At 65.1% G+C, this 12,394-nt stretch carries 9 protein-coding genes; 5 read left to right on the forward strand and 4 right to left on the reverse strand.

Annotated elements, in window-relative coordinates:
• Positions 1–10: 10 nt before the first annotated feature.
• Positions 11–1,054: a polysaccharide deacetylase family protein gene (locus tag IVB42_RS16270; RefSeq protein ID WP_018455127.1), complete on the reverse strand. Its 1,044-nt coding sequence runs from the start codon at positions 1,052–1,054 to the stop codon at positions 11–13.
• 126 nt (positions 1,055–1,180) lie between these two features.
• Between IVB42_RS16270 and IVB42_RS16275 the strand changes: the two genes are divergently transcribed.
• Positions 1,181–2,362 carry a GNAT family N-acetyltransferase gene (locus IVB42_RS16275; protein WP_018455128.1) on the forward strand — a complete coding sequence of 394 codons (1,182 nt, stop codon included), beginning with the start codon at positions 1,181–1,183 and terminating at the stop codon, positions 2,360–2,362.
• 183 nt (positions 2,363–2,545) lie between these two features.
• On the opposite strand, the gene IVB42_RS16280 is transcribed toward IVB42_RS16275, so the two are convergent.
• Entirely contained in the window at positions 2,546–4,822 is a 2,277-nt protein-coding gene (locus IVB42_RS16280) for an exopolysaccharide transport family protein (RefSeq protein WP_018455129.1), read from the reverse strand.
• 203 nt (positions 4,823–5,025) lie between these two features.
• Between IVB42_RS16280 and IVB42_RS16285 the strand changes: the two genes are divergently transcribed.
• The 3 genes from IVB42_RS16285 (at position 5,026) to IVB42_RS16295 (ending at position 9,267) form a co-directional block, all read left to right on the forward strand.
• Positions 5,026–6,159, forward strand: a complete 1,134-nt coding sequence (locus IVB42_RS16285; protein WP_026232882.1) for a glycosyltransferase family 4 protein — start codon at positions 5,026–5,028, stop codon at positions 6,157–6,159.
• Between the two features lie 120 nt (positions 6,160–6,279).
• Positions 6,280–7,830, forward strand: a complete 1,551-nt coding sequence (locus IVB42_RS16290) for an undecaprenyl-phosphate glucose phosphotransferase (RefSeq protein WP_018455131.1) — start codon at positions 6,280–6,282, stop codon at positions 7,828–7,830.
• A gap of 180 nt (positions 7,831–8,010) precedes the next feature.
• On the forward strand, positions 8,011–9,267 hold the full coding sequence (locus IVB42_RS16295; protein WP_026232883.1) for an O-antigen ligase family protein: 1,257 nt from the start codon (positions 8,011–8,013) through the stop codon (positions 9,265–9,267).
• On the opposite strand, the gene IVB42_RS16300 is transcribed toward IVB42_RS16295, so the two are convergent.
• Complete coding sequence (locus IVB42_RS16300; protein ID WP_051112981.1) at positions 9,236–9,712, reverse strand: MarR family transcriptional regulator; 477 nt, start codon at positions 9,710–9,712, stop codon at positions 9,236–9,238. The genes IVB42_RS16295 and IVB42_RS16300 overlap by 32 nt on opposite strands.
• A gap of 146 nt (positions 9,713–9,858) precedes the next feature.
• Here IVB42_RS16300 and IVB42_RS16305 point away from each other — a divergent pair, with 146 nt between their 5' ends.
• Positions 9,859–11,055 (forward strand): FAD-dependent monooxygenase, encoded by a 1,197-nt coding sequence (locus IVB42_RS16305; protein ID WP_018455134.1) that lies wholly within the window; start codon positions 9,859–9,861, stop codon positions 11,053–11,055.
• A gap of 158 nt (positions 11,056–11,213) precedes the next feature.
• Here IVB42_RS16305 and IVB42_RS16310 read toward each other — a convergent pair whose 3' ends face one another.
• Positions 11,214–12,392, reverse strand: a complete 1,179-nt coding sequence (locus IVB42_RS16310) for a saccharopine dehydrogenase NADP-binding domain-containing protein (RefSeq protein WP_018455135.1) — start codon at positions 12,390–12,392, stop codon at positions 11,214–11,216.
• Positions 12,393–12,394: the final 2 nt, after the last annotated feature.

The following is a 12,394-nucleotide window of genomic DNA, read 5'->3' on the forward strand; positions in this document are numbered from 1 at the left end:
CGTAGCGCTTCTAGGTCCCAGCAGTGCCAGTCGGCTTCACCGGCGCAAAAGCGACCCCCGACACCAGCACCCGCATCATGCGCAGCGAGCGCACCCGGCCGTCCCAGGAAATGCGCGGCAGCGCGCGCAGATTGGTGCGTCCCTCCGCGTCCACCACGCCCGGGATCGTCGTCACCGCGCTGGCAAAGCCCGCCTCCTCCGCCATGATGACATGGCTGCGCCGGAACGAGGCGCGATCACCGAACGGAAAGGCGAGATGCCGGATGTCGCGATCGAAGGCCGCCTCCGCCACCGCCTTGCCCATCGTCATCTCGCGCAGTGCGGCCGCATCCTTCATGTTGGCGAGAACGGGATAGTTCACGGTCGCACTGCCGATTGTCACCAGCGGATCGGCCGAAAGCCTTGCCAGATCCTCCCAATTCATCGATGCCTCGCGTGAGAGCGCGGCAAGGTCGACCCGGTAGCGCGTGCAGAGGTCTGCGATCGCAGCCGACACATCCGCCGGCGGCAGCGAGCGCAGCCAGGCCTCGAGGAACGAAAACAGCGCCTGCTTCTCCGCGTTGCCAGTCACAGTGAAGCGCTGCTCCTTCTCGCCCATCAAGAGACTGACACGGCTCTCGCGCGCGATCACCTGTTCGAGTCCGAGCCACCAGGCCTCACCGACGCCGTCGGGAAACGCCGTGGGCACATAGATCGTGAAGGGCACGGCGTGGCGCGCCAGCACCGGATAGGCAAAGTCGATCAGATCCTTGCCGGCGCCGTCGAAGGTGAGTGCCACGAAGCGCCGCTGTTCCGACAGCGTCACCGCGCGCCGGCAGACCTCGTCCATGCCGACGAAATCATAGTTCCACCGCTTCAGCGCGCGAATGGCGCGATCGAGGAAATGCGGCGTGATCTCGTTCTCGCGCAGCGGCTGAAACCCGCCGCGCCGGCGCGACCGCACATGCGCAAAGCGCAGGATGGCGCCGGCTCCACGACTGCGCAGCGCAGCCTGGCCCGTGAACCAGGTCAGCTCAAGTCGCAGCCGTTCCAGCCATCTGTCGTCGGATGCCAATGTCCCACCTCGCGCCCGTCGGCGGCCGGTCCCCTCTTGTAGTCATTACCCTTTGTTGACATTTCTTTGCAAAGGTCGGCCACAGGCCGAATTACGCATATTTTTGATTTCTCGACAGGTTCGCGAATGACCATGGCTGCGGCGATGCAAAGCCGGACGGCAGAATTGCCAGCGCAGTCGAAAGCGGGCCGCATCGCGCATGTCGATATCGTGACCGATCTCGGCGCGGCCGAGGCCGTCTGGCGCGCCTTCGAGCAGCCCGGTCATCTCTTCACGCCCTATCAGCGATTTGATCTGCTCAGTCCCTGGCAGCGTCTGGTCGGCGAGCAGGAACGCGCCCGCCCCTTTATCGTCATTGCCCGCGACTCCGAGCATCGGCCGCTGCTGCTGCTGCCGCTCTCGCTGCGCCAAAGCCACGGCGTGCGCACCGCCTGCTTCATGGGCGGCAAGCATACGACCTTCAACATGGGCTTGTGGAACGCCGAATTTGCAGCGCAGGTCGCCAGCGGTGATCTCGACGCGCTGCTTGCGCCGCTCAACGAACATGCCGACGTGCTCGCACTGACGCAGCAGCCGCTGCACTGGAACGACCAGCAGAACCCGTTCGCGCATTTGCCACGCCAAAGCGCGATCAACGGCTGCCCGCTGCTCACGATGGAACCGGGCGGTCCGCCGGCATCGCGGATCAGCAACTCCTTCCGCCGCCGCCTCAAGAGCAAGGAGAAGAAGCTCCAGGCGCTCGCCGGCCATCGCTATCATTTGGCGACCACCGATGCGGACATCACCCGCCTGCTCGACTGGTTCTTCCGTATCAAGCCGGCTCGGATGGCCGAACAGAAGCTGCCCAACGTCTTCGCAGAGCCCGGCGTCGAGCAATTCGTCCGCAGCGCCTGCCTTGCACCACGCGGCGACGGCCGCGTCATCGACATCCACGCGCTCGAATGCGACGACGAGGTGATCGCAATCTTCGCTGGCGTCGCCGACGGCCAGCGCTTCTCGATGATGTTCAACACCTACACGATGTCCGAGCACGCCCGCTACAGCCCCGGGCTGATCCTGATGCGCTACATCATCGACCGCTGCGCCGAGCGCGGCTACCGCTCGCTCGACCTCGGCATCGGCTCGGACGAGTACAAGCGGATGTTCTGCAAGGACGACCAGGACATCTTCGACAGTTTCGTTCCGCTGACGTCACGCGGAAAGCTCGCGGCCATGGCGATGTCCTCGCTGAGCCACGGCAAGCGGCTGGTGAAACAGAACCAGATGTTGTTCGACCTGGCGCAGCGGCTGCGGCGAGCGTTCGGGTAGCTCTCGCCATTGCACGACTGCCCACCTTCTCCCCTTGTGGGAGAAGGTGGCGCGAAGCGCCGGATGAGGGGTTGTATCAGCAAGTCAAAATGCGAGAGGCACGCGCGGAGAGAGACCCCTCACCCGTCTCGCCGCTATCGCGGCGAGCCACCCTCTCCCACAGGGGGAGAGGGTAAGAAACGCCTACGCCGCCACGACGCGCGGCGCGTCCCTCGCATCCGACGGCTGCACGGACCTGCTCAGCATCGTCACTTCATTGAATCCGACGGCGCTGAGCTGCTCGCACATCAGTGCGCGCGCATCCGGCGCCATCGACGCGTCGGGCACGACGACGGCGCGGGCATTCGCCGTCAGGAGCTCCGCAGGAAGGTCGGAGGCACTGCCGGCATCGAGCAGCACGTGGTCGTAGGCGCGCAGCAGCGCGTCGATCGCGAGCGTCACGCGGGGCGACTGCAACAGGCTGCGATCGAAGCCGGGGCGGCCTGCCATGACCAGATGCAGCCGCGAGAGCTTGTCCCGGGTGATGATCTGCGCGAACGACGCCTCGCCCTGCATCAGTTCGGCGAGGCCGCGTGCCGAGGCATCGACGGACACGGCGGCCATGGTCGGCGAGGACGCGGCGAGATCGACCACGACGACCCGCGCATCGCGCGCCAGGTGCCGGGCCAATGTCAGGGTCGACAGCGTGATGGCTTCGCCGCTCGCAGTGCCGAGCACCGTGACCTTCTTCGCCATGGCTCCGGCGGCGCGCAGGCTGTCGGCCAGATGCTCGATCTCCGCGAATTCGGCGACATCGGCATCGGCCGTCATCTCCGGCTGCAGCGGCGCGGGTTCTGCCATGACGGGATCGACGACCGGATCGGCGAAGGGCTCGACGACCTCCGGTTGGACGATTTGTTCCTGGCGAGCCGACGCCCGCGTCAGGGCTGGCGTGAACACCGCCACCGCACGGGGCGCGGTCTGGCGCAACAACTCTCCGGTGACGACGACGCCGGACGAGAGCAGCAGTGTCGCGATCGTCGCGATCAGCACGATCGGCAGCTTCTTCGGATAGGCCGGCGTGTTCGAGACGACGGCGCGCGAGATGATGCGGCCATCCGTCGGCGCGGTGTCGATGGTCTCGCGGGTGTTGGCCTCACGGTACTTCGCGAGATAGGTTTCGAGCAGGTCGCGCTGCGCCTTGGCCTCACGCTCGAGGGCGCGGAGCTGCACGTCCTGGCCGTTGGTGGCCGTCGCCTGCTTCTTGAGCTGCTCGAGGCTCGCCGACAATTCCTGAACGCGCCCGCTGGCGGCGCGCGCATCGTTTTCGAGCGTGCGGGCGAGCTTGGCGGCCTCGTCGCGGATCTGGGTGTCGAGGTCGGCGAGCTGCGCCTTCAACTCCTTGATGCGCGGATGGTTGCCGAGCAACGTCGACGATTGCTCGGCCAGCTGGGCCCGCAACGCCACGCGCTGCTGCGAAGGCGTGCGCATCGATTCCGAGTTCAAGATTTCCGACGATTCGATCGGTTTGCCGCTCTGGATCATCTCGCGGATCAGGCGCGCCTTGGACTCGGCATCGGCCTTGAGCGCGCGCGCATTGTTGAGCTGGGTGTTGACCTCGCCCATCTGCTGGTTCGATAGCGTCGTGTTGTTGGTGCCGACGAACAGGCTCGACTTGGAGCGGAAGTCCTCGGCCTTCGCTTCGGCCTCGGAGACATTCCGTCGCAGCTCGTCGATCCTGCCGGCATACCACTGGCTGGCGTTTCGGGCCTGGTCCTGGCGCGCATCCTGCTGGAGCACGAGATAGCCGTCGGCGATCGAATTGGCGACGCGCACGGCGAGATCGGGATCGGCAGACTGGAATTCGATCACGATGACGCGTGACTTGTCGACAGCGTAGGCCTGGAGGCGCTCGTAATAGGCGTCCAGCACCCGCTCTTCCGGCGTCATCGAGAACGGATCGCGGCCGATGCCGACCAGCGCCGCAAGAGACTTCAGCGGCGAAACGCCTTGCAGCACCGGATCGAACTCGGGCCGCTCCGCAAGCTTGTTCTTCTTGATGATCTCGCGCGCGAGATCGCGCGACAGCACGAGCTGCACCTGGCTGGTGACGGCTTCGGCGTCGAGCGCCTGCCGTTCCTCGGCGCGATCGCTATTGGGCCGCAGAAACACGTTCTCACGGCCGTCGATCAGGATACGGGATTCAGACTTGTAGCGCGGCGTGATGAGATTGACGATTGCGATGGATGCGACGAGCGCCAGCACCGTCGGAACGATGATCCAGCCGCGCTTGCGCGCCAATGCCGCGCCGAGCGCGTGCAGGTCGATGTCGCCGGATTCGACTGGCGCCGGCCGCGGAGCAACGGGCGCAGGCTTTGCTTCAAAGCTGGACTCGAGTTCAGCCCGCTTGGCTGCTGCCTTCGAGACAGCCCGCTTGACCACCGCCTTGTCCTTGCCGGCACGCCAGAACGCTAAACGCATCGAACACTCCCGCAGGCGCAACGCCACGAACCTACCTCAACCAGGGCGATTACACTCCATTAAGGTTGCCGCTGGGTTAATCGCAGCGTCGGGCGGCTCGCGCAGGTGCGTCCGTCACCGTTTGTTAACCACGAGGCCTCTTAATCCGTCTCGATATTTCGTCAGATTGTTCGAGCATTCGCCGTCGAGCGCTGGTTTTGATCATGCCCCCCTCTCCCGACCAGCCGCTTCGCATCCTGCACGCCGTGCGCGCTCCGGTCGGCGGCATCTTCCGCCACATCCTCGACGTCGCCAACGGCCAGGTCGATCGTGGCCATCATGTCGGCATCCTCGCCGACAGTCTCACCGGCGGTGAGCGCGCCGACAAGGCCCTTGCCGAGCTCGCACCGCGGCTGAAGCTCGGCGTGCACCGGATGGCGATCCGCCGCGAACCGTCGCCCGACGATGTGCTGGTCTGGTTCCGCTTGCGGCGCCTGATCGCCACGCTCAAGCCCGACGTCATGCATGGCCACGGCGCCAAGGCCGGCGCTTTCATCCGCATGCGGCGGCGATCCGACGACACCATCCGCATCTACACCCCGCATGGCGGCTCGCTGCATTATCCCCTCAACACCCTCAAGGGCGAGTTTTACGCGCGGCTCGAGCGTGCGCTGATGGACGCGACCGACCTGTTCCTGTTCGAAAGCGCGTTTGCCCGCGACACCTATCAGCGCATCGTCGGCAAGCCGAAGGGCGTGGTGCATTGCGTCTTCAACGGCGTGACGCCGGAGGAATTCGAACCTGTCGTCATGGCCGACGACGCCACCGACCTCGCTTATGTCGGTGAGTTCAGGCACATCAAGGGCGCCGATCTGCTGGTCGACGCGGTGGCGCGCCTGCACGAGGGCGGTAAGAAGGTCACGCTGACGCTCGGCGGTGACGGCGAGGAGACCGCGGCGCTCAAAGCGCAAGTCGAGAGGCTCGGCCTCTCCAGCGCCATCCGCTTCATCGGTCACGTCAAGGCACGCTACGGCTTTTCCAAGGGGCGGCTGCTGGTCGTTCCCTCGCGTGGCGATTCCATGCCCTATGTCGTGATCGAGGCCGGTGCCGCCGGGATACCGATGATTGCGTCCAAGATCGGCGGCATTCCCGAGATTTTCGGCGCGGAGAACCCGGCTCTGTTTGCGCCGAGCAACGCGGAAGCCATGGCGGAGGCGATCGCGGCCGCGCTCGACAATCCGCTGGGAACAGCGCAGCGCGCCTTGTCGCTTCGCGAGCGCATCTCCGCGCATTTCTCGCAGCAGGCGATGGTCGAGGGCGTGCTCGCGGGCTATCGCGACGCATTTACCAATCACTAACCATTCTTAAGACCCGCTTTAGAGAATCTTCCGATTTGTCCGATAACCCAAGCGCCAGGGGATGCTCGCCCGGGACGCAAGGACGTGGCCCGCGGGTTTTTGGAATGGACGTGGACGCCCGTGGAACCGCTCAACGCACGCTCGATGCTCGATGCCGCGACCAGCGCCGCGGCGAAGCCGGCTGACCGGCCCTTTGTGGAGCGGCGTCAACGGCTCTCGGCCGCCGCGCTCGACGTCGTCAACCAGAAGGTCGCCCGCGCCTATTCGCCGATCGTGATCACCGGCTTCGTGCGCCTCGCCGATTTCGCGCTGCTGAGCCTCGTCGGCATTGTACTCTATCTCGGCTATGTCATGCCGCACGCCGGCTCGTTCAGCTGGATCTATCCCGCGCAGATCATCGCCGTCGCGGTCTCCGCCGTGGTCTGTTTCCAAGCCGCCGACATCTATCAGGTGCAGTTGTTCCGCGGTCAGCTCCGGCAGATGACGCGGATGATCTCGTCCTGGTCGTTCGTCTTCCTGTTGTTCATCGGCATCTCCTTCTTCGCCAAGTTCGGCAGCGAAATATCGCGGCTCTGGCTTGCCGCCTTTTACGTCCTCGGGCTCGCCGCGCTCCTCTGCGAGCGTCTGGTGCTGCGCTCGCTGGTGCGCGCCTGGGGGCGCGAGGGCCGGCTCGACCGCCGCACCATCATCGTCGGCTCCGACCGCAACGGCGAACAATTGGTCGAGGCGCTGAAGCAGCAGGAGGATTCCGACATCCATGTGCTCGGCGTGTTCGACGACCGCAACGACAGCCGCGCGCTCGACACCTGTGCCGGCGCGCGCAAGCTCGGCAAGGTCGACGACATCGTCGAATTCGCCCGCCGCACCCGCGTCGATCTCGTGCTGTTCGCGCTGCCGATCTCCGCCGAGACGCGCATCCTGGAGATGCTGAAGAAGCTCTGGGTGCTGCCGGTGGACATCCGCCTCTCCGCACACACCAACAAGCTGCGCTTCCGCCCCCGCTCCTATTCCTATATCGGCGAGGTGCCGACGCTGGACGTGTTCGAGGCGCCGATCACCGACTGGGACCTGGTGATGAAATGGCTGTTCGACCGCGTGGTCGGCACCCTCGCGCTGCTCGTGGCCTTGCCGGTGATGGGATTGGTGGCGCTGGCCGTGAAGCTCGACAGCCCCGGACCCGTGCTGTTCCGCCAAAAGCGCTTCGGCTTCAACAACGAGCGCATCGACGTCTACAAGTTCCGCTCAATGTACCATCATCAGGCCGATCCGACGGCCTCGAAGGTCGTGACCAAGAACGACTCGCGCGTCACCCGCGTCGGCCGCTTCATCCGCAAGACCAGCCTCGACGAGCTGCCGCAGCTCTTCAACGTGGTCTTCTCCGGCGATCTCTCTTTGGTCGGCCCGCGTCCGCATGCGGTGCAGGGCAAGCTGCAGAGCCGCCTGTTCGACGAAGCCGTCGACGGCTATTTCGCCCGCCACCGGGTCAAGCCCGGCATCACCGGCTGGGCCCAGATCAACGGCTGGCGCGGTGAGATCGACAACGAAGAGAAGATCCAGAAGCGCGTCGAGTTCGACCTCTATTACATCGAGAACTGGTCGGTGCTGTTCGATCTCGTCATTCTGCTGAAGACGCCGATCTCGCTGCTGACCAAGAACGAGAACGCGTATTGAGTTGAATTTTTCCGTCATGCCCCTCCTTGTGCGCTGTTGCGCACTGGGGCGGGGCATCCGGTACTCCGCGGCGCCGGCCGCTTCCGCAATAGACGCCGCGGAGTACTGGATCGCCCGGTCAAGCCGGGCGATGACAGCGGTATTTGTGGCGTACCAGTTGCGTAAACGTATGAGCGTGTGATGGCGTATGCGGCAACAGCCGGGGAGATGAATGCAGCGGTTCGGGCTGCGCCCGGCGTGTTGGCGCTCCAGCGCGCGCTGGTATGGCTGGTCGGCGCCTCCGGCGCGATCGTGTTCATCGAGCCGAGCCCCTACGAGATCGTGACGCTGCTGGCCACCGTCACCTTCTTCGCCACCGGACTGCGTCTGCGGCTCGCTTTGATGCCGCTGGTGCTGATGCTGGTCCTGCTCAATATCGGCTATACGATCAGCGCGATCCCGCTGTTCGAGCAGTCCGAGGTGGTGAGCTGGATTGCGACCTCCTGGTACATGGCGGTCACAGTCGTGTTCTTCGCCATGGTCACGTCGGAGGACACCGCCGCCCGGCTCGATATGCTCCGCCGCGGGCTCGTGATCGGCGCGATGGTCGCCTCGCTGTCGGCGGTCGCCGGCTACTTCCACCTGGTTCCCGGCGGCGACGACCTCCTCACGCTGTACGGACGCGCGCGCGGCACCTTCAAGGATCCGAACGTGCTCGGCGCCTTCCTGATCCTGCCGGCACTGTTCTCGCTGCAGAGCGTCGTCTCCGACAAGTTCGGCAAGGCGTTTCGCAACGTCATCGCCTTCGGCATCATGTCGCTGGCGATCCTGCTCGCTTTCTCCCGCGCCGCCTGGGGCGGGCTGGTGCTGACATCCGCCTTCATGCTGGCGCTGATGGTGCTGACCAGCCGCACCAACGCGCAACGCTCGCGTATCATCGTCATGGCGATCCTGGCCGCGGTGCTGGGCCTTGCGCTGATCGCGGTGTTGATGTCGTTCGATTCCACCGCCGAGATGTTCAAGCAGCGCGCGAGCTTCGATCAGAGCTATGACGAAGGCCGCTTCGGCCGGTTCGGGCGGCACATCCTGGGAGCGGAGATGGCGCTCGACCTGCCGTTCGGCATCGGCCCTCTGCAATTCCACCGCTTCTTCCCCGAGGACACCCACAACTCCTATCTCAACGCCTTCATGTCCGGCGGCTGGCTGTCAGGCATCTGCTATCCCGCGCTGGTCTTCACGACCGTCATCATGGGTGTCAGGCACATCTTCGTGCCCGTGCCCTGGCAGCGCGCTTATCTGGCGGTGTTCTCCGCCTTCGTCGGCACCGTCGGCGAAAGCTTCGTGATCGACACCGACCACTGGCGGCACTTCTGGATGATGCTGGGCGCGATGTGGGGCATGATCGCGGCTGCACAGATCTACAAGGCTAGGTCTGGCGACGAAGCTTCTTCAGCTTGAGATCGGGGCGTTTCTCCGGCGGCGTGTCGAGCAGGCCCTTCAGCGCCGCGGTCGCCGCGAGCACGCCCTTGTAGCCCTCATTGGCGAAGCGCAGCAGCAGGCGCAATTCCTGGTCGGAATAGCCGCCAAAAACCTTCTCCATCGCCTGCTGCATCGGCACGTAGAACTGGCCGAGCCTTTCGATCGCCTCCGGCACGACGGCAATGAAGACCTTGCGACGATCGGCATCGTCGCGCTCACGACGGACCAGGCCCGCCTTTTCGAGCCGGTCGACCACGCCGGTGATGGCGCCGGTCGTGAGCCCCGTGACTTCGGCGAGCCGGCCGGCGGTGACGCGGCCTTCGAGGTACAGGATGTCCATGCATTCGAGGTCGGAATTGGCGATTCCGGCAACGTTCGCAACGGTCTGGCCATAAAGCACGCCCTGCGCGGACGACCTGCGCATCGCCTCCTCGAGCTCCTGCAGCAGCGCGGCGCGCGCCTTCGTCCTTGACAAGGCAAACCTCGTATCTTAGTCGATATATATCTTAGTCACTAAGAGATTTAGCGACTGTAATTCTCCTAGCACCACGGAAACGTCGGGAGCAAGCCATGTCCTATCGTCCTCGCAAGGCCCTGATCATCGGCGCCGGCATCGCCGGCCCCGTCGCGGCGGTCCTGCTGCGCCGCGCCGGCATCGAGTCCGCGATCTACGAAGGCTGGCCCTATTCGAAAGGCATCGGCGGCGGCCTTCAGATCGCGCCGAACGGCATGCAAGTCATGGACGAGATTGGCCTTTCCAATGAGCTGATCAGCCGCGGCTCGATCGCGGAATCGTTCGACTTCTATTCGCAAGCCGGAGAGAGGCTCGGCTCGATCAATCGCGACATGGCGCGGCGCTTCGGCCAGCCCGCGGTCAATGTCTGCCGCGCCACGCTGAACGAGATGCTGATCGACAAGGCCTGGTGCGCATGCGTTTCGCTCTATTTCGAGAAGCGCCTGATCAAGATCGAGGATCGCGCCGACCAGCCGATCATCGCCTACTTCGCCGACGGTACCACGGCCGAAGGCGACTTCGTGATCGGCGCCGACGGCGTGCACTCGGTGACGCGGCGCCAAGTCGTCCCGGACGGGCCGCAGCCGTTCGATACCGGACTGATCGGCTTCGGCGGCTTCGTACCGCACGCCGTCCTCGATGGCCGGCCGATCGGCCGGCACGTCGAAACCACGTTCGGACAGAGCGGCTTCTTCGGCTACGGCTATTGCAGCCCCGATCCGAACGACGGCGTGATGTGGTGGAGCACGCAACCCGCGCACGGCATGGACGCGGCGATGTTTCGCGCGCTCGACCATGCAACGCTGAAGCAGCACCTGCGCGGCTTCCACCGCGGCTGGCACGATCCGATCCCTGGCATCATCGAGGCAGCCGAGAACATCGTGGTCACCGACACGCTCGACGTCGCCACCCTGCCGACCTGGTCGCGCAAGCGCTCGTTGCTGATCGGCGATGCCGCCCATGCGACCAGCCCCCATGCCGGCCAGGGCGCCTCGCTCGCGCTGGAGGATGCGATGCGCCTCGCCCGGTTGATGCAGCAAGGCCGGGAGCTCGGCGCCACCTTCCAGGCCTTCGAGGCCGAACGGCGCCCGCGCACGGAAAAGATCGTCGCCATGGCCCGCCGCAACGGCAACAACAAGCGCGAGTTCAGCGCCACCGGCGCGTGGATCCGCAATCAGATGATGAAGTGGCTGCTGCCGCTGGGCGCGAAAAGCATGGAGTTCATGTACGCCTACGACGCGCGGGCGGTGTAGTGGCACGAACGCTGTCATGCCCGCCTTATGCGCACTTGCGCACTGGGGTGGGCGTCCAGTACGCCGCGGCCTCTCGATTCGATCAGAGCCGTCTCTGGAATACTGGATCGTCCGGTCGAGCCGGACGATGACACCGTGATTGCGGCAAGTGAGCGCCTCTACTTCTCCACAGCGAACGTCAGCCCTGCATTCTCCTGAAGCCGCTTGATCAGCTTGTGCTGCATCGCCGCGCCCGGCGTCCAGAAGCCGGCTGCGACGTCGGTCGTGTCCCGCAGCATGCAGATGGCGCATTCGGAGATCATCTTCGAGGTCGAGCCGTAGCCGGGATCGCGGTCGCCGGTGACGCCGGCGCGAACCATGCGGCCATCGGGTGCGATCGCGACATAGAGCAGATCGAACAGACCGTTTTCACGCTCTTCCTTCGACGGCCCCTCGCCCGGCTTCGGTGCGTCGGGGCCGGTCTTGCCCGCATTGGCAGCCATCACGAGCTTGGCGTTGGCCTCGCCCTTCTCGCCGGGACCGGTCAGGACCATCTCGTCGTAGACGAAGTCCTGGCCGTAGGGGAATCCCATCAGCATGTTGGAGCGGTGAACGTTGCGCGTGTTGATCAGCGCCATCGTGAACGGCGCGGCCCAGGATTGCAGATCCTCCTCGAAGGCGGCCCTGTTGCCTTTCGGCTGCTTCGGGCCGGTGAAGCCGGGCGTCAGCGCAAAATGATCGTTGAGAATGGCGACAAGGCTGAGATCCTTGGCCACCGCATCGAAGGTCGCCTTAGCGCTGGCGGCGGTGCCGCCCGAGAGCGTGCCCCGCATGTCGCGCACACGCCCTTTCACCCGCGGGGCCGGCGCGCCGAAGACACGTTTAGCCTCTTCCTGGACGAAGAATGTACCGAGCTCGAACGGCACGGAATCGTAGCCGCACGACAACACGATCCGCGCGCCGCTCTCTTTTGCAGCCGCCTCGTACTTGTCGATCATCTGGCGCATCCAGATCGGCTCGCCGCAGAGATCGAAATAATCCGTGCCCGTGGCCACGCAGGCCGCGAGCAACTCCTCGCCGTAGAGCTGATACGGGCCGACGGTGGTGATCACCGACATGGTCTGCTCCGCCATCGCCTTCAGCGAAGCCGCATCCGACGCATCCGCGACAATCAACGCCGTATTCCCGGGCGCGCCGATCGCATCGCGGACCGATTTCAGCTTGCCGAGGCTGCGGCCTGCCATCGCCCATTTGAGCGCGTGGTCGCTCTTGTAACGCTGGGTCAGGTATTCGGCGACGAGCTGGCCGGTAAAACCGGTCGCGCCATAAACGACGATGTCGAATTTCGCAGAGCTCATGA

The organism is Bradyrhizobium sp. 45, from assembly GCF_023073155.1.
Lineage (GTDB): Bacteria > Pseudomonadota > Alphaproteobacteria > Rhizobiales > Xanthobacteraceae > Bradyrhizobium > Bradyrhizobium canariense_D.

Coding starts and splice junctions, on each gene's coding strand:
- IVB42_RS16275 (WP_018455128.1), top strand. CDS start 1,181: ATGACCATGGCTGCGGCGATGCAAAGCCGGACGGCAGAATTGCCAGCG.
- IVB42_RS16280 (WP_018455129.1), bottom strand. CDS start 4,822: ATGCGTTTAGCGTTCTGGCGTGCCGGCAAGGACAAGGCGGTGGTCAAG.
- IVB42_RS16285 (WP_026232882.1), top strand. CDS start 5,026: ATGCCCCCCTCTCCCGACCAGCCGCTTCGCATCCTGCACGCCGTGCGC.
- IVB42_RS16295 (WP_026232883.1), top strand. CDS start 8,011: ATGGCGTATGCGGCAACAGCCGGGGAGATGAATGCAGCGGTTCGGGCT.
- IVB42_RS16300 (WP_051112981.1), bottom strand. CDS start 9,712: ATGCGCAGGTCGTCCGCGCAGGGCGTGCTTTATGGCCAGACCGTTGCG.
- IVB42_RS16305 (WP_018455134.1), top strand. CDS start 9,859: ATGTCCTATCGTCCTCGCAAGGCCCTGATCATCGGCGCCGGCATCGCC.
- IVB42_RS16310 (WP_018455135.1), bottom strand. CDS start 12,392: ATGAGCTCTGCGAAATTCGACATCGTCGTTTATGGCGCGACCGGTTTT.